At 42.2% G+C, this 21,437-nt stretch carries 19 protein-coding genes; 10 read left to right on the forward strand and 9 right to left on the reverse strand.

The genetic code is table 11. The features are described 5' to 3' along the window. Positions 1-23: 23 nt before the first annotated feature. Complete coding sequence (locus AC4MCD_RS11855) at positions 24-710, reverse strand: response regulator (RefSeq protein WP_034704234.1); 687 nt, start codon at positions 708-710, stop codon at positions 24-26. A gap of 14 nt (positions 711-724) precedes the next feature. Next, a complete protein-coding gene (baeS, locus tag AC4MCD_RS11860) occupies positions 725-2,389 on the reverse strand; it encodes a sensor histidine kinase efflux regulator BaeS (protein ID WP_419374832.1) in 1,665 nt (554 codons plus the stop codon). A gap of 136 nt (positions 2,390-2,525) precedes the next feature. Between baeS and AC4MCD_RS11865 the strand changes: the two genes are divergently transcribed. The 3 genes from AC4MCD_RS11865 (at position 2,526) to AC4MCD_RS11875 (ending at position 7,218) form a co-directional block, all read left to right on the forward strand. Then, the gene (locus AC4MCD_RS11865) at positions 2,526-3,155 is read left to right on the forward strand and encodes a hypothetical protein (protein WP_491876169.1); all 630 of its coding nucleotides are present in this window, start codon (positions 2,526-2,528) and stop codon (positions 3,153-3,155) included. 309 nt (positions 3,156-3,464) lie between these two features. Then, positions 3,465-5,267: an acyl-CoA dehydrogenase C-terminal domain-containing protein gene (locus tag AC4MCD_RS11870; RefSeq protein ID WP_419363553.1), complete on the forward strand. Its 1,803-nt coding sequence runs from the start codon at positions 3,465-3,467 to the stop codon at positions 5,265-5,267. Between the two features lie 169 nt (positions 5,268-5,436). Continuing rightward, positions 5,437-7,218, forward strand: coding sequence for an acyl-CoA dehydrogenase C-terminal domain-containing protein (locus AC4MCD_RS11875; RefSeq protein WP_005232064.1), 1,782 nt, complete (start codon positions 5,437-5,439; stop codon positions 7,216-7,218). A 52-nt stretch (positions 7,219-7,270) separates the two neighbouring features. Here the strand turns inward: AC4MCD_RS11875 and AC4MCD_RS11880 are convergent, their stop codons facing one another. Then, positions 7,271-7,477: a hypothetical protein gene (locus tag AC4MCD_RS11880; protein ID WP_125279369.1), complete on the reverse strand. Its 207-nt coding sequence runs from the start codon at positions 7,475-7,477 to the stop codon at positions 7,271-7,273. 173 nt (positions 7,478-7,650) lie between these two features. Here AC4MCD_RS11880 and AC4MCD_RS11885 point away from each other — a divergent pair, with 173 nt between their 5' ends. Continuing rightward, positions 7,651-8,148, forward strand: a complete 498-nt coding sequence (locus AC4MCD_RS11885) for a phosphate-starvation-inducible protein PsiE (RefSeq protein WP_005232065.1) — start codon at positions 7,651-7,653, stop codon at positions 8,146-8,148. Between the two features lie 91 nt (positions 8,149-8,239). Here the strand turns inward: AC4MCD_RS11885 and AC4MCD_RS11890 are convergent, their stop codons facing one another. Further along, entirely contained in the window at positions 8,240-8,680 is a 441-nt protein-coding gene (locus tag AC4MCD_RS11890; protein ID WP_004782152.1) for an RcnB family protein, read from the reverse strand. A gap of 178 nt (positions 8,681-8,858) precedes the next feature. Here AC4MCD_RS11890 and AC4MCD_RS11895 point away from each other — a divergent pair, with 178 nt between their 5' ends. Beyond that, a complete protein-coding gene (locus tag AC4MCD_RS11895; RefSeq protein WP_484457957.1) occupies positions 8,859-9,317 on the forward strand; it encodes a hypothetical protein in 459 nt (152 codons plus the stop codon). Between the two features lie 82 nt (positions 9,318-9,399). Here AC4MCD_RS11895 and AC4MCD_RS11900 read toward each other — a convergent pair whose 3' ends face one another. Together AC4MCD_RS11900 and znuD are read right to left on the reverse strand one after the other, a co-directional pair. Continuing rightward, positions 9,400-10,863 carry a phospholipase D family protein gene (locus tag AC4MCD_RS11900; protein ID WP_491876170.1) on the reverse strand — a complete coding sequence of 488 codons (1,464 nt, stop codon included), beginning with the start codon at positions 10,861-10,863 and terminating at the stop codon, positions 9,400-9,402. A gap of 105 nt (positions 10,864-10,968) precedes the next feature. After that, positions 10,969-13,095 carry a zinc piracy TonB-dependent receptor ZnuD gene (gene znuD / locus AC4MCD_RS11905; RefSeq protein WP_491876171.1) on the reverse strand — a complete coding sequence of 709 codons (2,127 nt, stop codon included), beginning with the start codon at positions 13,093-13,095 and terminating at the stop codon, positions 10,969-10,971. Positions 13,096-13,236: 141 nt separating this feature from the next. Between znuD and AC4MCD_RS11910 the strand changes: the two genes are divergently transcribed. The 5 genes from AC4MCD_RS11910 (at position 13,237) to AC4MCD_RS11930 (ending at position 17,636) form a co-directional block, all read left to right on the forward strand. Further along, the gene (locus tag AC4MCD_RS11910) at positions 13,237-14,001 is read left to right on the forward strand and encodes a DUF4184 family protein (RefSeq protein ID WP_419374826.1); all 765 of its coding nucleotides are present in this window, start codon (positions 13,237-13,239) and stop codon (positions 13,999-14,001) included. A 161-nt stretch (positions 14,002-14,162) separates the two neighbouring features. After that, positions 14,163-15,947 (forward strand): aspartate--tRNA ligase, encoded by a 1,785-nt coding sequence (gene aspS / locus AC4MCD_RS11915; RefSeq protein WP_491876172.1) that lies wholly within the window; start codon positions 14,163-14,165, stop codon positions 15,945-15,947. Between the two features lie 115 nt (positions 15,948-16,062). Further along, the gene (locus AC4MCD_RS11920) at positions 16,063-16,284 is read left to right on the forward strand and encodes a hypothetical protein (protein WP_005232078.1); all 222 of its coding nucleotides are present in this window, start codon (positions 16,063-16,065) and stop codon (positions 16,282-16,284) included. A gap of 18 nt (positions 16,285-16,302) precedes the next feature. Then, positions 16,303-17,166 (forward strand): lysophospholipid acyltransferase family protein, encoded by an 864-nt coding sequence (locus tag AC4MCD_RS11925; RefSeq protein ID WP_491876173.1) that lies wholly within the window; start codon positions 16,303-16,305, stop codon positions 17,164-17,166. A gap of 98 nt (positions 17,167-17,264) precedes the next feature. Further along, a complete protein-coding gene (locus AC4MCD_RS11930) occupies positions 17,265-17,636 on the forward strand; it encodes a diacylglycerol kinase (protein WP_067728459.1) in 372 nt (123 codons plus the stop codon). A 94-nt stretch (positions 17,637-17,730) separates the two neighbouring features. Here AC4MCD_RS11930 and AC4MCD_RS11935 read toward each other — a convergent pair whose 3' ends face one another. From AC4MCD_RS11935 to AC4MCD_RS11945, 3 genes are all read right to left on the reverse strand, one after another. Further along, the gene (locus AC4MCD_RS11935) at positions 17,731-19,266 is read right to left on the reverse strand and encodes a phosphoethanolamine transferase (RefSeq protein WP_158653484.1); all 1,536 of its coding nucleotides are present in this window, start codon (positions 19,264-19,266) and stop codon (positions 17,731-17,733) included. A gap of 109 nt (positions 19,267-19,375) precedes the next feature. Beyond that, positions 19,376-20,344, reverse strand: coding sequence for a polysaccharide pyruvyl transferase family protein (locus tag AC4MCD_RS11940; protein ID WP_180046901.1), 969 nt, complete (start codon positions 20,342-20,344; stop codon positions 19,376-19,378). Positions 20,345-20,366: 22 nt separating this feature from the next. Next, positions 20,367-21,425, reverse strand: a complete 1,059-nt coding sequence (locus AC4MCD_RS11945; RefSeq protein WP_491876174.1) for a glycosyltransferase — start codon at positions 21,423-21,425, stop codon at positions 20,367-20,369. Positions 21,426-21,437 lie beyond the last annotated feature (12 nt).

Genomic DNA, 21,437 nt, shown 5'->3' on the forward strand with positions numbered 1-21,437 from the left:
CTTTTCTTTAACTAATTCGAATATCAGTCTTCAGGATATTCAAAACGATAACCTACCCCATAAACGGCCTGAATCCATTCATGCCGGTTTCCGGTTTCTGCCGCATCTGAAATTTTACGACGCAGGTTTTTGATATGACTATCAATCACACGGTCTGCCACATCAAAACTGTCCGGATTGATATGATCAAGTAGCTGCGCACGTGAATACACCTGGCCGACATGCTCCAGGAACAACTCTAGCAAACGGAATTCAGTCGGTGTCAGGTTCAAGGCTTTTTGCTGATACCAGATACGCTGTTGTGATTTATCCATACGGAACAGATCATTACTTTCCGGCTCAGCTTTACGGTCTAAACGGCGTAATACGGCTTGCACACGGGCAACCAGTTCTTTTGGACTAAATGGCTTGCAGATATAGTCATCCGCGCCCATATTCAGGCCAAGTACACGGTCAATTTCTTCAGTACGCGCAGTCACCATAATGATCGGCAAGTCTGACTGTTCACGTACTTTACGGCAAATGGTCAGACCATCCATACGTGGCACCATCAGGTCCAGGATCATCAGGCTTGGTTTACGCTGGGTAAAACTGTTATATGCTTCTTGCCCATCATGAAACACGCTGACTTCAAAACCAGCAGCCTCTAGATAATCTCGCACCAACAGGGCAAGTTCGACTTCGTCTTCAACCAGCATGATATGTTTCATGAATATATTTTCCTTTATGGTTTCATTTGTTTAGGAAAGCTTAGTTTGCATCGTAAACCACCTAATGGTGAATGTGCAAAGCTTAAGCTACCACCCATAGCCTGAGTAATTTTACAAGATAAGGCCAGACCCAAGCCTGTCCCACCGGTGGCACGAGTACGCGAATCATCGACACGATAGAAACGTTCACCAATGCGAGCCAGCTGCTCATCAGTCAGACCGAATGGACTGTCATCGACATATAAGGTCCATTCTTTCTCATTCTGTTCGGTATGAATATGTACCTGGCCACCGGCTTCTGTATAACGAATACTGTTGCTGAGCAGGTTGGCTACGATCTGCTTGAAACGGTCCAGATCCAGATCAACTTCAGCACCGTCACCTTCAACAGTCACTTTCAGGTCAGCCTGTTCAAATTTAGGCTGAAAGTTCATTAATTCCTGCTGCACCACATCCCATGGATTTACAGTTGCATAATAGAACTGTAATTGCTGGGCATCAGCCTGCGCTAGAGCTGCCAAGTCCTGAGTCAATTTTTTCAGGCTGGTTACCTGTGCCAACATCGACGCAAAATGCTCTGGTGTCGGTTTACGGATTCCATCCTGCATCGCTTCAATCTGTGCCTGCAAGACTGCCAGCGGAGTTTTCAGTTCATGTGAGGTATCTGCTACCCACTGACGGCGTGAAGTTTCATGCTGATCCAAAATCACGGCCAGTTGATTCAGCTCATTAGACAGATCACCCAGCTCATCATTACGTTTCACTTTCACCTGATGCTGATAATTACCACGAGTCAATTCACGCGTACCGTTCAACAAACGCTGAATCGGTTTTTTAAAATAAGTTGCCAGTAATAATGCAGCAATCAGACTGGCTAGAATACTTAAACCATAAACTAAAAATAGGTAACGTTTCTGATTACTAAAGAAATTAATACTTAAAGCATCATCTTGGTCTAAAACCGGTTTCAAGCCCAGATAACCGACCACCTGGTTTTCAACCATAATTGGACGATAGGAAATCTGCTCATCAGATGCTTCGCCTACTACAAAACGACGTTTGGCATCATAGAGTGACAGGCGTGAACTCAGACCCAGACGGTCTGGCATCTGGATAAACTGCTTCTTGCCAGTGGGCTGCTGAACCGGCTGTTGACCGCCATTATTGTCTTTACGGTCGGTTCTAAACAGGTTCTGATTGGAACTAAGTGGAAATCTTAAACCTTCAAAGGGCTGGAATTGTGAAGGCAGGTTAGATGCCAGAATACGCAATTCTTCTTCATTCACTGAACGCGGTGTCAGATTTGGTTCAACCATACTTGAAGGCGCTACAGTGGCTAAAGTTTGCTCCTGAAAGTAACGCTGCTGTAAGGCAATATCATACTGACGGCGCAACCACCAGCGCGATAAACGGTCATAATCATCCGGTGCAGCTTCACCTTCAATTTGCAGAATCTGCGCCTGAATGGCGTTCCCCCAGTCTTCATATACCGTATAGACATCAGCCAGATTCTCGATCACATGATCCAGCTTCTGCATTTCTACATCTGCCACATAACGGGTAAAGTTGCGCTGCATATTCAGATGCAATACGCCCAGACTCACCGTAGTAATTACCAGGGTGGTCAATAAAACAGTCAAAAACAGACGTAATGCAATCGGAATACGACGAATCTTCAAAGTAAAAATCTCAGTTTTTCTTCTCTATATTCATTATTGTAGCGAACACAGACTTAAAAAACTCTCCATTGTTTCTTCATCTTTATTATTTAATCTTTACTCATCAAAAAAATCAGCTCTTGAATGGGGTAAAAACATGAAAGCAATGACAAAAATCGCCTTAATCAGTGCCAGTGTTTTATCGATGGGTGCATTAACTGCCTGTCAATCTACTAGCAACGTGAATGAGCAGAAAGAGCATTCTCGTATGATGAAACATCATGAAAGTCAAAAACAGCATCGTCTCACTCCAGAGCAACGCGAACAATTCAAAGCCGCTCGTGCAGAACGCATGCAATTGCATAAACAGATTCAACAGGCCTGTGACGGTAAAGCTGTAGGTAGTGCAGTCCAAATCAAGGTGGGTGATAAGACCATTGATGGTCAATGCAAGATTTCTTTCAAACCTGACCATAAAGGCATGAAAGGTCAACGTGGTGAATTCCGTGGTATGCGCGGTGAACATCGTCCAATGCGTGGTGAATTCCGAGGTGGTATGAACCGTGGAGAAGCATTAACGGATAGTCAACGTGCAGAAATGGTTAAACAGTATGATCAGCGTTTATCAGAACGTCAGGCTCTACAAACTGCGTTTGCCAACGCTTGTAAAGGTCAAACCCACGGCAAGGCCGTTCAAGTGAAAGCGGGTACTCAAACTATTGATGGTCAATGTATCGTGCACTTCCAGCCGAATGCACCCATTAAGATGACTAAAGCTGCATCTTGATCTTCTTCTACGTTTCTTATTCCTTCAAATTCAGGCACCTTCGGGTGCCTTTTTTTATGGCTGACTCCTCAGTCCTCTTTTGACCATTCATGTTCTGCTAATTTCTACAAAAGTCTTTGCAGTCAATATGTTTACTGTTCTGTGCAGATTAATCTTTGACTTTATAGTCACCAAGAAAGCCGCCTGAAAGCTTGTATGGCTGGGCAAGATGTTGCACGATTAGATTCATAGCAATACGTGTCACTGAAGGCACGTTTCAATTAATTTAGGATGATAACGCTGGTCTAAACCAGTATTGAGGAAACCGATATGCCACAATACAAAGCGCCCTTACGTGACATGCAATTCGTTCTACACGAATTATTAAATGCTGAAGAACATTACGCAAAACTTCCTGCGTTTCAAGAAAACGTAAGCCGTGAGTTGGTTGATCAGTACCTAGAAGCTGCAGCTGACTTCTGTGAAAATGAATTATCTCCTCTAAATCAAGTTGGCGACCGTGAAGGTTGTACCTGGAATGACGGCGTTGTAACAACACCGACTGGCTTTAAAGAAGCGTACCAAAAATACATCGAGCTAGGCTTCCCTTCTCTTTCTGCGGAAGAGCAATACGGCGGTCAAGGCTTACCAAATTCTTTAGGTATCACTATTTCTGAAATGGTGGGTACTGCGAACTGGGCATGGGGTATGTACCCTGGTCTATCTCATGGTGCAGTTCGTACTTTAGAACACCACGGTTCTCAAGAACAAAAAGACGCTTACCTGCCTAAACTGGTTTCAGGTGAATGGACAGGTACCATGTGTCTGACTGAATCTCATGCAGGTTCTGACCTCGGCATCATCCGTACTAAAGCTGAACCACAAACTGATGGTAGCTATGCAATCTCTGGCGAGAAAATCTTTATCTCTGCTGGTGAACACGACATGGCAGAGAACATCATCCACATCGTACTTGCGCGTCTTCCTGGCGCGCCTAAAGGTACTAAAGGTATTTCTCTGTTCATCGTACCAAAATTCAACCTGAATGCTGACGGCTCAATTGGCGAGCGTAACGGCGTACGTTGTGGTTCAATCGAACACAAGATGGGGATTCATGGTAACGCAACTTGTGTCATCAACTTCGATAACGCAAAAGGCTTCCTGATCGGTCCTGAAAACCGTGGTCTGAACTGCATGTTTACATTCATGAACACTGCACGTATCGGTACTGCTGTACAAGGTCTGTCTGCATCTGAAGCAGCGTTCCAAGGCGCTTTAACTTATGCTAAAGACCGTCTGGCAATGCGTTCTCTTTCTGGTCCTAAGGCACCTGAAAAAGAAGCAGATCCAATTATCGTTCACCCAGCTGTACGTAACATGCTTTTAACTCAAAAAGCATTTGCTGAAGGTGGTCGTGCGTTGGTTTACCTGTTGGCTCAATATGCTGATGTGGTTGAACAAGGTACTTCTGAAGAAGAGCGTAAGTTCGCTGACAATATCCTGTCGCTATTAACTCCAATCGCAAAAGCATTCCTGACTGAAACAGGTTCAGAAGCTGCGAAACATGGTGTTCAAGTCTTCGGTGGTCATGGCTTTATCTCTGAGCATGGCATGGAACAAATCGTACGTGATACACGTATTGCCTGCCTGTACGAAGGTACGACTGAGATTCAAGCGCTTGACCTGTTAGGCCGTAAAGTATTGGGTACTCAAGGTGCGATGTTGAAAGACTTCACCAAGATCATCCACAAATTTGCGGAAGCGAACAAAGACAATTCTGCAATGAAAGAATTTGTTGAACCGCTTGCGGCATTGAACAAAGAATGGGGCGACCTGACCATGCAGATTGGTATGCGTGCGATGCAAAACCCTGAAGAAGTGGGTGCAGCTGCAGTAGATTACCTGTACTTCTCTGGTTATGTAACACTGGCTTACCTGTGGGCTCGTATGGCACTGGTTGCTCAAGAGACTCTTGCTGCAGGTACCACTGATGCAGACTTCTACAATGCTAAATTGACGACTGCACGCTTCTACTTCAAGAAAATCCTGCCACGTGTTCGTTCACACGTAGACGTGATTGCAACTGGTGTAGAACCACTTATGTCTTTAGATGCTGAACATTTCGCATTCTAAGCTGATGCAGTTTTAAATGCATAATAAGAAAAAGGACGGTCATCTTCAGGCAGTCCTTTTTCTTTATAAAGAGTTACAGAATTAACCTTTAGTCGTCTAACATTCAGATTTTTAATGCTTTAGACTGGGCCAAAACAATCCAATTAAACAATAAAACAGGTGACATACTATGCCAATTTATAACGCGCCACTTGCTGACATGAAATTCATCCTGAATGATGTTTTCAATGCAGAACAGTTCTGGCAGGCGAATGAAAATCTTGCCCACTTGGATACTGCCACAGCAGAAGCCATTCTTGAAGAAATGGCGAAGTTTGCGCAAAACGTCATGCTTCCTCTAAACCGTACCGGTGATGAAGAAGGCGCAAAATATGAAAATGGCAATGTCACCACACCTGCTGGCTTTAAAGAAGCATTCAAACAATATGCTGAAGGTGGCTGGATCGGTCTGGGTGCCGATGCAGAATGGGGCGGCCAGGAAATGCCGAAAATGCTTACCGTACTTTCTGATGAAATGCTGTTTGCAACCAACCCATCTTTCATGCTCTACCCGCTTCTTTCTGTGGGTGCAGGTATGGCTTTAAACAGTTATGCATCTCAAGAACAAAAAGAAACCTATCTTCCTAAAATCTATTCTGGCGAATGGTCAGGCACCATGTGCTTAACTGAACCACATGCCGGTACTGATCTGGGTATTATCAAAACCAAAGCTGAACGTAATGAAGATGGTACGTATAGCATTACCGGTACCAAAATCTTTATCACCGGTGGTGACCACGATCTTGCTGAAAACATCATTCACCTGGTGCTGGCAAAAACGCCTGATGCGCCTGCCGGCTCTCGCGGTATTTCCCTGTTCATCGTACCGAAGTTCCTGGTCAATGAAGATGGTTCAATTGGCGAACGTAACCCGGTTGGCCCAGGTTCAATCGAACACAAAATGGGAATCAAGGCATCTGCAACTTGCGTAATGAACTTTGACGGCGCCAAAGGTTACCTGGTGGGTAAAGAAAATGAAGGTCTGGCAGCCATGTTCGTGATGATGAACTACGAACGTCTGTCTATGGGCATCCAAGGCCTAGGCGCTTCAGAATTTGCTTATCAAAATGCTGCACAATACGCGACAGACCGTTTACAGGGTCGTAGTGCACTTGGTGCTCAATCACCGGCTAAACCGGCAGACAGCATTTTGGTACATGGTGATGTACGTCGTATGTTGCTGAATGTTCGTGCAAACAACGAAGCATCTCGTGCATTTGCAGTCTATGTAGGTCAACAACTGGACATCACCAAGTTCTCGACTGATCCTGAAGCCGTGAAAAAAGCCAATGACCGTGTGGCACTGTTGACACCAATTGCAAAAGCTTACCTGACGGATACTGCATTCCAAGCAACCCTAGATGCACAAATGGTCTTTGGTGGACATGGTTATATCCGTGAATGGGGTATGGAACAGTGTATCCGCGACCTGCGTATTTCACAGATTTACGAAGGAACCAACGGTGTTCAGTCACAAGATTTAATCGGCCGTAAAACCATTAAATGTGGCGGTGCGTACATCGGTGAATACATCGAAGAAATCCGCGACTTTGCGAACCAGTTAGATGCAGACCTGAACTTCATTAAAGATGCAACTTTAGATGCAGCTACTGAAGTCGAATCATTGACTCAGTTCGTGCTTGAAGCTGCTGGCGAAAATGCAGAATTCCCAAATGCTGCAGCGGTTGATTATCTACACGCAGTAGGCCTATTGAGCTTCTCTTATATGTTTGCACGTATTGCTAATGCTGCAAAAGACAAAGATGGTGAGTTCTACCAAAACAAACTTGCGCTTGCGCGTTATTTCACGCAACGCATCTTGCCTGAACTAGCACTGCGTATCACTAAAGTGAAAGCTGGTTGCGAAGTAGTGATGAATTTCTCTGAAGATTACTTCACAACTCAAGCTTAATCTTGACGTGAATCCATATAAAAAGCCCTGCATCTGCAGGGCTTTTTATACATTATACTTTTTCAATCAAAATTGTATCTGGTTGCGTCGTTATTTTAGGATTGAAATGCTTATTTACTATTTTAATTCCCCCTTGCGACTCTAGAGATTCACACAGTTCAAGCACTTTTTGCATCTCTTCAGCCTTGATCCCCGTGCCCAGGATTAATTTTTTTCCTGCTTCTAATTGACTAATTTTTGTTTGAATTTTGTCCAACATTTTTTTCTCCTATTTATTCAATGTAGTTCTCATACAATATAACAAGTTAGTGCAAAAAAAGTGCAAAAGTTCGAATAATTTCACTTTTATTTTATTTTTCTCTTTTTGTGCATGATCTTTGCTAGTTCTTTCCTGTTCATATGTTATTTCACATGAAAATTCTGGAGGAGAACATGAGTAAATCTGAGTCTAAAGTAAAAAGAATAGAAACTCTCCTCGACCGTTTTGGCAACCTTGCCGTTGAAAGTTTCCATTATCTTGCGCTGTTTATTATTGGCTGTATGGTGATCTGGTCCGCAGGTCATACCGTATTTGACATTTTAACCGTCAAACAGTTTGCCACCATTGACGATATTCTTTTGCTGTTTATCTATCTGGAACTTGGTGCCATGGTCGGCATCTATTTCAAGACCAATCACATGCCGGTTCGGTTCCTGATTTATATTGCGATTACTGCCCTGACCCGTTTACTGATTTCTGATATTCAACATACGCACAAAGCCAGCATGGATCAGGTCATTATTACCGGCTCGATTCTGATTTTGGCTTTTGCCATTCTGGTGGTCCGTTATGCGTCCTGGACCTATCCATCCGTCATTCGTGACAAGCATAGCGAAAAGCCATTACCAGAAGGTAAAACTCCACGTCCTGAAGATGATGAGTTGGCATAGTCATAGAAAAGTCCCCCTTTGCAAAAGGTGAGAAGCACTGCTTCGCAAGAGGGTAATTAATCACCTCTCCTAACAAGAGAGGGAATTTCTTTTAACGGTTATTCATCAACACATAACGTCCATTTTCATAAATCCAGTAACTTCCGCGTGGTGGTGCCGGTAATCCCAAACGCTGCCAGTCAGTAATCACTGTATATCTCGAACTTTCAATGTGGGCTACATTCGGATCACCATTGACCCAACTATAGCTATTGGAATTCTGGTAAATCGTGGTCGGTGCCTGATACTGGATATTGAACCCGCTTTGACTCTGCGCAGGAGGATAATATCCGCCATGGGACGGACGTTGCGGATAATAAGGCCGCTGCGAATGAGGCGGCTGTGGTGCATAATGAGGACGCGATGGAGGACGATGTTGAGGTTTAGAACGATCAACACCTGTATAGCCTACCCAGGCATTATCCGCCCAAGCGGGCACCGCAATACCGAACAGAAATGAAGCCAGCAATGCACCTGAAGCTAATTTTTTCATAAGTGCGTCCTCCAAAGATTTCTGACCATATTTTAACCAAAACCCATGCAGAAAATATGGATAAATTCCCTGCTGCTGCAAAGTTTTGTAATTGATTCCATGACTTTAACAGGCTTGCGTGATGAGCGCTGAAGTGCGTATGCTAATATCACTTTTTTAATGCTTTGAGTTGCATACTGTGTCTGATTTAAATTTCGATCGTTTATATGAATATTTTTGCAAGGTACCCAGTGTTCAAAAAGGACTGATTGATAGCTATGGCTCGGATGGGAAACAGGCCTGGTGGTTTAAATTTCAGATCAATGTTGATCATCCTTTAGCATGGCAAACTGTGCAGGAACTGGGTCATGTCCTGAACTATATTTCTAAAAATGAGCGCCTGCCGACTCAGTTTCTTCCAGTTTCTCCACCTCCTTATATGAATGGTGTCGCTAAAGATTTCCTGTCTTGGGTGATCCAGTGCAATCATGCCGACTTTCCACCAGATGTGGTATGTGACTGGCTAGAAGCACGTTTACCAAATCCGGTGGATGATGAAGCACAATGGAAAATCAAGACTGATATTTCTGAACTGGATGAGTTGACAGATAAAGAACTGGATCAACTGGTTCCGCCGAATCCGGAACCGAAAAGCTAATACTAGAAATCTCCCTAAATCCCTCTTTGATAAAGAGGGACTTTCCTCCCTTTTTTAAAGGGAGGTTAGGAGGGATTTAAAATCAAAACGTCGACCAGCCACTCCATTCCATAAAACGGTATAACCAGTATTTCCAGAATGACTCTTCAGCATATTGAGCATAGTCCACGCTCATGGAACGGCCATTCAAATTAGACCAGGCCGTATTGAAATACTGCTGCGCATCGCTAAAGACTTCTGCCTGAGGCTGACCCACCACACGCAGATTGGTTTCCAGATTATAATTTTTCAGATTACGTGCCGTGAAATTGGCGGAACCTAAAATCATTTCAGCTTGCTGGGCACCGGATTTCATCAGAATTTTGTTGTGACATTGCTCGCCTTGAGTATTACACCAGCGTACCGGAATACCAGCTTTATGCAGTTCTGAAGCCACCTGCCGGTTAGGAATGCCATTTTTTTCACGACCAAATGCATCTTTATTTGGATCAAGTAAAACCCGAAGTTTCACTCCGCGCTCATGCGCTGCAATCAACCCTTTCACAATCTTACGTTCTGACAGATAGAACATGGCCAGATCAATCTGCTCATCTGCTTTCGCCGTTTCAAGCAGCTTTAGAACTCCCTCATAAATGGCTTTTTCAGTTAGCACCTGAACTTGAGGCTGTTTTTTTTCTGCTTCAAACTCACCTGCAATCACAGCCGGCATATTGGCTTGAGACATGATCCCGACCGCCTGTTCTGTCGCAAGAATATCAATCGCTGTTCTGCCCCAAACCAGTAGACCGATATTGGAATGCCGTGAACTGCCATCATGGGGGTTCATTGAAGTGACTAGTGCTTTCCAGCCCTGATCTGTATCGACGACCAGTGTTTTACGATGATTGGCTTTGAAATTAAACAAATCGAAATAACTGCGTAAGGTCACTTTTTCTGGACCAAACGGATTCGGCAACCAGCCTTTCTCTGGATTATTGCCAATCCCCTGACAGCACAGATACCAGAAACCTGACCAGCTTGGATTAGAAGCACGCAGCGGTGTCAGATTGGTTTCGATTACATCTACTCCCGCCTGACGCAGTTCACGATAATGCTGTGCTGTAATTCCACCGTAGACAGAATTAATCGGATCGGTAATAAATTTGATTTCCACTTCAGGCTGCATCAATCGCTTGTTGAGTAAAGCATCTGTAAGCTGTTTGCTGAGTGCCTGATGTTGCTGTTTGGAAGCCCCAGTCTGCTGATTAAACAGAAACATATCCAGCACGATCAGGGATTTTGCTTCCTCAACCATCTTCAGCATTTCATTAAAAATCTGATGATCCAGTTGTTGCTTGCCCTGTGCATCCAGATAAGTCTGATCGACCAGAAATTTCACCTGTGCATGGCGCAGCTTACCCGTGTAATTCAGCCCTTCAGGTAACGGTTTATAAGTATGATAAATTGCTGAAGCCAGATAACTGGCCATCAGCACACCAATGATCAAGGCCGCATAACGGCGGTTTGACCAGTTCAGTTTATTGTGAATTCGTTGAAAGATACGCATAAGAAAAAACCTAACCCAATATGCTCAGGCTAGGTTTAATCTGATGATTTTTCAAGTCTATTTCAGTGACAGTACTTGGATTCAGTCAGTTATTTCATCTGAATCCTAGAAATCATATTGTACGCCGACTGTGAAATTACGTCCGACTTGCGGAATATTCGACAGGAATGAGCTATGTGAATAGACCTGATCATCGAGCAGATTATTGGCTTTAAAATAAACCCGATAGGCATTTTTATCGGCAATAGTATTGGCATAGCTTAGGCCGACATTGACCATGTTATAGCCTTGGGTTTCATCTTCATAACTGGCCGTTTTGTCCTGATTAAAGACATGATAATACTCTGCCATTCCTGACCAGCCATCGGCAAAGTCTGCTTCAACCTTGGTTCCTAAGCGGCCTGCTGGAATACGGGGTGCATTTTCACCCTCAATTTTGCCGCGCACGTAATCACCGAATACACCAAGCTTGTATGTGTCATTTAATGCATAAGTAGCTTCTGCTTCAGCCCCATAGAAACGGGCTTTGTCTTGGGTATATTCTACCCCACGCAAATTTCCATTTCTCGCCGTAGTCGCGCCGTAGATATAGTCATCAAACCAGTTATGGTAAATATGCGCATGATAATCCAGCTTATCACCTTCATATTCGAAACCCAGCTCCAGGTTATTCGAGCTTTCTTTATCCAGATCAGGATTACCAACTTCATAGGTATTGGTGGCAAAATGCAGGCCATTGGCATATAGCTCTTGAGCCAGTGGTAAACGTTGCTGATGTGAACCTACAATGGATAACTTATAGTTCGGGGCAAATTCCCAATTCGCCGCGGCAGAAGCAGAGACGCCTGTGCCTGAATAATTTTTCTGTTCAGATTCAACTTGTACTTTTTGATGATCGATACGTGCACCCAGTTCGACATGCACATCACCGAGTTGTTTATGCTCTAGGGCAAACAGACTGTATTTTTCAGTTTTGGTATCTGGCATGACCACGCTTGAACCATGAACATGATGTTCTTCATCATCCTCGTCACCATCTTCATGATGATCATGTTCAGTAGCAGCCAGATTGATTTTCTGCTGGCTATATTGGGTGCCAATTACTCCTTCCCAACCAGCAACCGGAACATGGACTAGTTCTAAACGACCATCGTAGCCTTTGCTTTTGAAATTACTAATGACTTCATTTTCTTCCAGCTCATCATGCTCATAATCAGTAAAACTGGCATGGGCACGTAACTTGTCAAAACCGGCAAAAGGCTGTTCCAGTTCAGTACGTACCTCATAACGTTCAGATTTTAGGTCTACCCATGGTCCGCCATGTTCTTCTTCATGCTCTACGGCAGCCCCCGGCTCTGGACAGCCATGGAAATGATCACCATGCAATACACAGCCATGATATTCATGACTATGGCCCGGCAAGCCATATTGATCCTGACGGTTACTATAAGATAGCCCCACAAAACCACGATCATGAATCCATGACCCACCAATATTTACAGTCTGGCCTTCAGCAAAAGTATTGCCTACACGACGTTCTTTGTGAAAATGTGAATGATCGCCATGAGGTTCTTCTACTACATAATCAGGCGCAATATAGTCATTGGCTTTGTGTTTAGTACCTTCGACACGTAGCGCAAAATTTTCACCGACTGCAGCAGTCACGCCTGCACTTGCCAGTTTTTCATCACTGCCCGAGTTGTAACGTAGTCCAACAGTCCCTTCCAGACCATCTTCCGGCATTTGGGTAGGGATTTTCTGGTCAGTGACATTGACCAGACCACCGACGGTTCCCGCGCTATAAAGCAAAGTTGATGGGCCGCGAATCACTTCGACCTGTTTGGCCAGAATCGGATCAACCGTCACCGCATGGTCAGGAGATAGAGTAGATACATCAGCCGTTTCGGAAGCATGCTGCAAAACTTTGACACGTGGACCATCTTGTCCTCGAATTACCGGTCGGCTCGCTCCGGTCCCATACTGATTTGAATACACCCCAAGTTCATCTGCCAGCGCATCACCAATAGTTGTCGCACGTTCAGACAAAGCTTTCTGGTCCACCATCAGATCAGCAACTGCAAAATCTGCCGCAGTCTGTACTAATGGATGAGCTTGTACCTGAATGGTATCCATAGTTTGTACAGGAATAGAAGAAGATGATTGTTCTGCAAATACCGTAGGTGTAACTACAGCAAAAATTGAGAGTGTTATTAGATTCTTAGAAAAGGACATGACCCAAGCTCAAATTCAGCAATTTCGAATAGTGTTATAATATAACATTTCATTGCTTTTGCAATCCTTTACGGTAATCAATGAGATATTTTATTAGAATGTCGTTTGAATATTTTTCATTGTAGTAAAACACTATTTTTTATGCCCTTTACTTTATCCCATGCTGTACTCGCACCGCCTATTTCATATTTGACCGGCAACCGGCTTCCTGTTGCTGCGCTAGCAATTGGCAGTATGGTTCCAGACCTATACCGGCTTTTCACCCATAAAAATTCTAATATCACCCATTTATGGTCTTCGCTGATTCACCCCGATTTATGGATTGGTCTTATTTTTTGTGCAGTCTGGTACCTGATTTACCGGCCAGTGATTTATCGTTTCATTGGCATACAGCATGATTTAAATATTCATAACCTATTTTCAGCGTTCAGATTTATTTGCGCTATGTGTATTGCAGTGGTGATTGGGACAGCCACCCATATTATTTGGGATGGTCTCACCCATGCGGATTTTCGAACCTTTGCCTTTTATGACATTCTCAGCCAGCAGTATCAAATTTTAGGACGAACTTATCCCCTACACCGGATTTTACAGATCGGGACTTCTGCTCTGGCGCTACCTTTTATTCTGTGGATGAGTCTGCATTACTATAAAACTCATCGGCAATATCTAAGCGTCAGTCACAAGACCCTCATCTTTTGCTGGGGTCTATTCGGTCTATCTACGCTCACAGGTTTATTTTCGACATGGGACTATATACGCTATATTCCGGATGATGCTTGGCGTTCTAATCTGTATTATTTTACCGGCCGCTCTATCAATGAATTTAGCCAAGGCTTTTTAATTACCTTTAGTCTGGGCTGTCTGCTATTTTTATTTCTGGATCGTGATCGGCGTATGGGCTAGGAAAATCTCCCACTTCCTGCTTATTCACTTTAAAATGATACTGTTTTTGCCTCAAGTTCTTGTGACAACATGCCCAAAGAGGCATAATCCTACCTTTGCTAAAGGCGGTACGCTGTTTACGTATACGCTTCCTTAACCCATATAGTTGGATTTTTAACGCTATGATGCGAACTCATTACTGCGGTTCTTTAACCGAAGCTCAAATTGACCAGACCGTAACATTATGCGGTTGGGTACACCGTCGCCGTGACCACGGTGGTGTCATCTTCCTTGACATGCGTGACCGTGACGGTCTTGTTCAAGTGGTTATCGACCCAGATACACCTGAAGCGTTTGCAACAGCAGACAAAGCACGTTCTGAATACGTATTAAAAATTACAGGCCGTGTACGTCGCCGTTATGCGGGTACTGAAAATGCCAACATGGTGAGTGGTCAAATCGAAGTATTAGGTAAAGAAATCGAAGTTCTTGCTCAATCCGAAACTCCTCCATTCCCATTGAATGACGAAAGCACAAGCATTTCTGAAGAAATTCGTTTGAAATATCGTTTCTTGGACATCCGTCGTCCTGAAATGATCGATCGTTTACGTTTCCGTTCTAAAGTGACCAACCTGATTCGTAACTATTTAGACGATCACGGTTTCCTAGACGTTGAAACTCCGATCTTGACTCGTGCGACTCCTGAAGGTGCGCGTGACTACTTAGTTCCAAGCCGTGTATCTAATGGTAGCTTCTATGCTCTTCCACAATCACCACAGCTATTCAAACAGTTGTTAATGGTGGGTGGTGTAGATCGTTACTACCAGATCGCTAAATGTTTCCGTGACGAAGACTTACGTGCGGATCGTCAGCCTGAATTCACTCAAATCGACATCGAAACATCGTTCATGAGCGATGACGATATTATGGATTTGATGGAAGGTATGACTGTTAAGATGTTCGACGAACTTCTTGGCATCAAATTCGACAAATTCCAACGTATGCCTTATTCAGAAGCAATGCGTGACTACGCTTCTGACAAACCAGACTTACGTATTCCTTTGAAACTCGTTGATGTTGCAGACTTGATGCAAGATGTTGAGTTCAAAGTATTCGCAGGTCCTGCTAAAGATCCTAAAGGCCGTGTCGTTGCGCTTCGCGTTCCAGGTGCGGGTTCACTGCCACGTAGCGCAATCGATGAATATACTAAATTCGTGGGTATCTACGGTGCGAAAGGTCTGGCTTACATCAAAGTTAATGAACTTGAAAAAGGTATCGAAGGTCTTCAATCACCTATCGTTAAATTCATTGAACCTATCGTACTGGATCTATTAAAACGTGTTGGTGCTGAAAATGGCGATATCGTATTCTTCGGTGCAGACAAAGCCAAAGTTGTGAATGATGCAATGGGTGCACTTCGTGTGAAAATTGGTCATGACATGAACCTTGCAACTTGCGAATGGGCTCCGCTTTGGGTAGTTGACTTCCCAATGTTCGAAGAAACTGATGATGGTAAATGGACTTCTGTTCACCATCCGTTCACGCTTCCTAAATCAAGCGTTGAAGATGTGAAGAATAATCCAGGTGAAGCATTGTCTGTGGCTTACGATATGGTATTGAACGGTACTGAAATCGGTGGTGGTTCACTGCGTATCTATACTCTGGAAATGCAAAAAGCGATCTTCGAAGCGCTAGGTATTTCTGAAGAAGAAGCAGAAGAGAAATTCAGCTTCTTGTTAAATGCATTGAAATTCGGTGCGCCTCCTCACGGTGGTTTAGCATTCGGTCTGGATCGTCTGGTGATGTTGATGACTGGTGCATCTTCAATCCGTGACGTGATTGCATTCCCGAAAACCAAAACTGCTGAATGTCCATTGACTCAAGCACCTGCACCAGTTGAATCAACTCAACTACGTGATTTGGGTATTCGCTTACGTGAAAAACCAAAAGCTGAATCTCAAGAATAATTTCTTGATGATTTAAGTAAAAAAGCCCTGTTCTAGCAGGGCTTTTTTATTGCATTGAGAAGCCTGCACGACAGTGGCATAATAGCTTCAGTTTCTATTTTTAGGTAATTTGGCAATGGCGATGCGTCCTGCTGTTCGTAACCGTGGCATCATGCTGATCGTGTTTTCAGTCGTACAATGGCTGTTCATGCGCTATATCCTTGCAAACAACCTGTTTAACTTGGACACTAATGACCGTATTGTGTACTTCTGCCTGAGCAGTATTTTAGGTGCACTTGTCATTTTTGTAGGTTTAATTTATATGGTGCTTAAAGGCAATCCTGATCAAGAATCTTAATCAGGCAAGCTGCCCACCATGTACGCATTACTCAAGAACTTTTCCAAACTCCCGTTAAGATTCATTCAAAATTTGGCGAAAAGTGTTGGATCACTTCTCTATATCACGAATTCTTCGATTCGCCGCACTACAGAAATTAACTTAGGAATCGCCTATCCCGAACTGTCAGCATCGGAACGTACACGACTGGCAAAACGAAGTGTTCAAAGTCAATGTATGACCTATGCCGAGTCAGTCAAAATTTGGGGTTCTGAACCTGAATTTGCATTAAAACAGATTCGGAATATTCATCATCCGGAAATTTTTACTGATGCACTGAAAAATCCGAATGGAACTTTGGCAGTCGTTCCTCATTTTGGTACTTGGGAGTTACTTAATGCCTGGGTGAATCAACACACTAGCCCAGTCATCATGTATAAACCGAGCAAAAATCCTGATGTCGATCGGTTTATGTTCGAAGCACGGCAACGTTTAAATGCTACCCTTGTCCCTACTGATGAAACGGGAGTAAGGGCTTTATTCAAGCATTTAAAACAGGGTGGCTTCGCTGCTATTCTTCCTGATCATGTGCCCAAAGAAAGTGGTGGTATTTACTCACCTTTTTATGGACAGAATGCTCTATCTTCCACCCTGCTCTCTAAATTGGCTGCAAAAACCCAATGCTCTGTAATTGGCTTGAGTTGTCTACGTCATGATGATCTAAACGGCTTTGATATTCATGTAACTGAGTTATCAACAGATATTCTCTCTAAAGACTTACAGCTTTCTGTAGATACCTTAAATAAGGAAATGGAGCGAATGATTAACATTGCTCCAGAGCAGTATTTGTGGGGTTATAAAAGGTTTAGGAAAATAGAAAGCGCTCAAAAAATTTATAATTAAATTTTATATGAATCATATAAAAACCAATCAAAACACAGCATAATTAATATATATACCTAGTTATTTGATATAACGCATCGAGATTTTATAAATTTACTATGAGCAATTATTCATCTTTTAAAGGTAAAACTGGTTTAAAAAGGATTATTAATGCAACACTGTATTCATTAAGTGGCTTTAAAGCTGCATATTTAAATGAAGCTGCATTTCGACAAATTGTACTACTTAATATAATTCTTATACCTATGAGCTTTACTTTAAATGTATCATCGGCTGAAAGAGCATTAATGGTTGCAGTATGCTTATTTGCCATCATTGTCGAACTTTTTAATTCTGCAATTGAAGCCGTAGTAGATCGTATTTCACTAGAAAAGCATGAGTTGTCAAAAAATGCAAAGGACATGGGGAGTGCCGCTCAGTTTGTTGCATTAACAATGATATTTTCTACATGGATGATCATACTTTTGTGATTTTTAAATTGGATTATTTAAAATTAATCAATACTCTAGTATAAAAAATGCCAATCTTTTTGACTGGCATTTTATTTTGTAAACTAACTTTAATCTACGCTGCAATCTTATGTTGTTTCAGCGGCTGAGGTAAATCTTTATACCAATAAACCCTATAATCAGAGTGCAGAATTTGATCTACTGCAGTATATCTCGCAAGGAATTCCTCATCCACGTGATATCCCAAACATTCAGCAATCAAGAATGAACAAATATCATTAGCATAAAGACCATTCGACTTTCTATATTTTTCTGTATCTAAAACAAAATCACTCTTGTTTAGAATAATAAATGGCACTTTGTATTGTTGATAGCCACCGAAAGTTAAACCATGCTCTAAGCCACCCCCTTCATCTTCCACCACTTCACCATGATCTGAGGTGTAAATAAAAATATAGTCTTCTAATGTATCATCCGCCAAGCCTTTCACTTGATCTAAAAACCGATCGGTATGGTGAATTGATAAATCGTAGTCATCAGCGCCTTTTAAGGCAGCGCGATCTTCTTTATCAACTCGAATTGAGTAAGGTGCATGACTACCAACAGTATGAATAACAAATAAGTTATTTAAATTGGATTGTTTCGCACTTTTCTCAAACTCGGCTTCAATAGAGGCTAATAAGTCAAAGTCATCTTTAGGATTAAATGGTATGCCTTCTGATGTATAGTCTCGTGAGAGGACTAGATTTGCACACTTCGCAATAGGGCCATAACTTGATGTAAATAGGCTATCAATGGCCTGATTTCCTATCCACACCGTATTTACGGATTTCGCTTTTGCGATGTCAAAAATATTTTTACAGGTATATGCTTTTGAAAAATCATTAACCTGAGGATAAGAAATTAAAAAAGGTAATGCCGTTCTTGTCATATTTGACAATGAATGTACACCCTCTAAAACAATGGGATTTTTCCATTGACTCAGTTTTGGTGTGGTTAAAAATCCAGTATAACCATAAAGACTAAACCGATCAGGAATTGCAGACTCCCCAATCACCAAAATAATGTTTTTAGCCTTTACCGTTTTTTCATCTTTCAAACAATCAAGTAAATCGCGATCTGCATCGAAACTCACCTCGTCACCACCACGATAATTGACCAAATAAAACAAATTCCCAAAAAGTATCGGATACTTCGTTCTAATGCTAGAGATGACATTCTTATCTAACTTATCTAGAGAATTTAGTACATTAAAAGCACTACTATTTGTTGCATATTTCTTTAACTTTCTATCTACACGCATCAGACGTAGTTGTGATGCAACTACAGTAATAAAAAAAGGCGTCAACAGTAGCAAGCCAAGTTTAAGATTGGTTTGTATTTGAGAAGAAATATAAAAATTAACAAGTAAAATGACAAGGAATGCAGGAAGAATGAGGATTAAATTTTTACTCAACACCTCGATCAATTCATTTTTGTTGGTATTTAAGATTGACTCCAAAATACCCTCATTAAAATCCTTGTATTTTAAAACTACAAAAGTTTCAAGCACAATAAAACATAAAGCAATGTTCAACAAAAACAAGGCTAAAGGTTTATAAATAAAAAAGAGTGAGCACAACATAGAGGAAACAACGACAACATTGTTCACTCTATATCTATTATTTTTAAATTTAAATAAAAAGCTTAACGATAAAATTAAACTAAAAATGATGAAATATAGCATTATAAAAACTTCGAATGAAAATATACCAATAGCATCAATTTACAAATTGACTTTTCCAATGCGCGATCGCATCAAACGGCAAATGAATCTCAGGCTGCCATTGCATATTAATCCGTTGTTTCAATAAGGTTAGATCATGGCGTTCTACAACTGGCAGATTAAAGTCTTTATGCATTTCTAATGCACGGTTATCAATCCCAATAATAATCACACGTTTCTTTAATTGTAGAGCGCGAATCCCAGCGTGTAGGCGTGTACCGATAAAATCAATCTCATGATCTTTTAATAACGTATTATAGGCAGTTAAATTTGTTGCTATACGCACAATACCATTGAACAGTTCAGGTTGCTGCTGTGCAAGTTGATCGAAATATTGATTATCCTCCGAACCTTGTGCCCAAAAGTATAAGCTTGAATAGTGCTCTTTGAGACACTGAACCAACTGTACATCGGCCTCAATATCACGGCTATAGTCTGTTAAAGTAAAGACCACTGACTGCGCTTTTTGGCTTGGGATTTGCTTGAGATGTTCAGGGGTTAGCTGCCACAAGGTTGGACAGCCCGTATTGATCACATTTTCAATACCACACGCTTTTAGTTTCTCTAAGGTGTACTGATCACGTACAGAATGAAGATACTGTTTAGACAGCGCATAGTTATAAAAAACTTTCGCTTTCAATTCAGGTTTTTCTGCATAGCTATTCCAACCAGCCCCCATTAAAATGGCAGGTTGCATCTTAAAGCCATCAAAAAAGCCAATCGACCATTGGTTTTTACGGGCACGAAAACGCCAATAATTACGAAGTAAATTGGTTCCCCCAACAAAGGCCAACTGATTTTGCCACGCTTTTTTTAAAGTCTTGGCTGCTAATGCATAATGTGTTGGGTAACGACAGAATTGCTCATGGCTAAATAGAGACTCCAAATGCATCATCACCGCATCCATGATGATTTCATCCCCCATATTTAGAGAACCACATGCTGTATCGTAAACTGTAATCATAGCGTCATGCCGTTGGGTAAAATTAAATTTCTTGTAGATTTAAATAGTGTGTAACTGCTGTTTCAATTAAAAACAGTGCATCTAAATGGCTGTGCACATTGATATCACCTTTTGCCACAGCACGTAACTTGGCTGCTAATGCATCGACATTTTGCACAGGTACTAGACAATTTTCAGGCAAAACTTCCCGTGGCCCAGAAGGACAATCCGTGCTGATGACTGGGATACCCAACGCCAAGGCCTCCAAAATCGCAATACTAAAGCCCTCAAAATCAGAAGACACCACCATCGCCGTCGCCGCTTGAATATAAGGATATGGATTTTTTTGAAAGCCAAGAAAATGCACTTGATCTGCGACCCCTAGGTCTTGAGCAAGTTTCCCATTTTCAGCCATGAGTTCACCTGTTCCGACTAACAGTAAAGGTAAATCAATTTGAGCCTTCGCATAAGCACGGATCAGGATATCGTGGCGTTTTTGTTGTTTAAACTTGCCCACATTTACTAAATAACGTGCTGGTAAATCCGGCTGAAATTCTGCTGCTGCCGCTTGAACTACTGCGATATCAATTGGATTATAAATCGTCGTAATATGGCTCTTTTCACCAAAGACCTGACGGAAATCCTGCTCCACACCTTGGCTCACCGCAACACATGGTTTGGATAGATAAACCTTTTTTAATTGTTCTAGCATCTTGCCATCTAAACGACCAGCATATTCCTGACTTGTCGTATTATGGATGACCATATGAACATTCGACAAAGTACTACGGCTTAAAATAAAATCCACTGGGAAAAGATTCGACAAAACTAAATCGGGTTCACCAATGTGCTTGCGGACAAAACGGTCAAAGGCTTTCGCAGCAAGGCCCGGACGCATAATTTTTGGAATAGCACGGAATTTTTGATAATTAAAAAAGTGTGTTCGTACACCATCGGGTATTGGTAAATCAATTATATCTTTAAAGTAAACGATGTGAGCTTCATGACCTGCATCATTAATCCCTTTCGCTAGAGTTAATGCAAAACGTTCCGCCCCATTACCCTGTAAAGTAAAAATCGCTAATACGACCTTTTTCTTCATTAAGTTGAACCT

Source organism: Acinetobacter sp. CAU_H_78, assembly GCF_058599365.1.

What these genes read in the sequence shown, in the direction of transcription:
- AC4MCD_RS11900 (WP_491876170.1), bottom strand. Translation starts at nt 10,863, where the DNA reads ATGCGTATCTTTCAACGAATTCACAATAAACTGAACTGGTCAAACCGC.
- AC4MCD_RS11855 (WP_034704234.1), bottom strand. Translation starts at nt 710, where the DNA reads ATGAAACATATCATGCTGGTTGAAGACGAAGTCGAACTTGCCCTGTTG.
- znuD (WP_491876171.1), bottom strand. Translation starts at nt 13,095, where the DNA reads ATGTCCTTTTCTAAGAATCTAATAACACTCTCAATTTTTGCTGTAGTT.
- AC4MCD_RS11890 (WP_004782152.1), bottom strand. Translation starts at nt 8,680, where the DNA reads ATGAAAAAATTAGCTTCAGGTGCATTGCTGGCTTCATTTCTGTTCGGT.
- AC4MCD_RS11945 (WP_491876174.1), bottom strand. Translation starts at nt 21,425, where the DNA reads ATGAAGAAAAAGGTCGTATTAGCGATTTTTACTTTACAGGGTAATGGG.
- AC4MCD_RS11930 (WP_067728459.1), top strand. Translation starts at nt 17,265, where the DNA reads ATGAGCAATTATTCATCTTTTAAAGGTAAAACTGGTTTAAAAAGGATT.
- AC4MCD_RS11875 (WP_005232064.1), top strand. Translation starts at nt 5,437, where the DNA reads ATGCCAATTTATAACGCGCCACTTGCTGACATGAAATTCATCCTGAAT.
- AC4MCD_RS11865 (WP_491876169.1), top strand. Translation starts at nt 2,526, where the DNA reads ATGAAAGCAATGACAAAAATCGCCTTAATCAGTGCCAGTGTTTTATCG.
- AC4MCD_RS11870 (WP_419363553.1), top strand. Translation starts at nt 3,465, where the DNA reads ATGCCACAATACAAAGCGCCCTTACGTGACATGCAATTCGTTCTACAC.
- AC4MCD_RS11885 (WP_005232065.1), top strand. Translation starts at nt 7,651, where the DNA reads ATGAGTAAATCTGAGTCTAAAGTAAAAAGAATAGAAACTCTCCTCGAC.
- AC4MCD_RS11910 (WP_419374826.1), top strand. Translation starts at nt 13,237, where the DNA reads ATGCCCTTTACTTTATCCCATGCTGTACTCGCACCGCCTATTTCATAT.
- AC4MCD_RS11940 (WP_180046901.1), bottom strand. Translation starts at nt 20,344, where the DNA reads ATGATTACAGTTTACGATACAGCATGTGGTTCTCTAAATATGGGGGAT.
- AC4MCD_RS11925 (WP_491876173.1), top strand. Translation starts at nt 16,303, where the DNA reads ATGTACGCATTACTCAAGAACTTTTCCAAACTCCCGTTAAGATTCATT.
- aspS (WP_491876172.1), top strand. Translation starts at nt 14,163, where the DNA reads ATGATGCGAACTCATTACTGCGGTTCTTTAACCGAAGCTCAAATTGAC.
- AC4MCD_RS11920 (WP_005232078.1), top strand. Translation starts at nt 16,063, where the DNA reads ATGGCGATGCGTCCTGCTGTTCGTAACCGTGGCATCATGCTGATCGTG.
- AC4MCD_RS11880 (WP_125279369.1), bottom strand. Translation starts at nt 7,477, where the DNA reads ATGTTGGACAAAATTCAAACAAAAATTAGTCAATTAGAAGCAGGAAAA.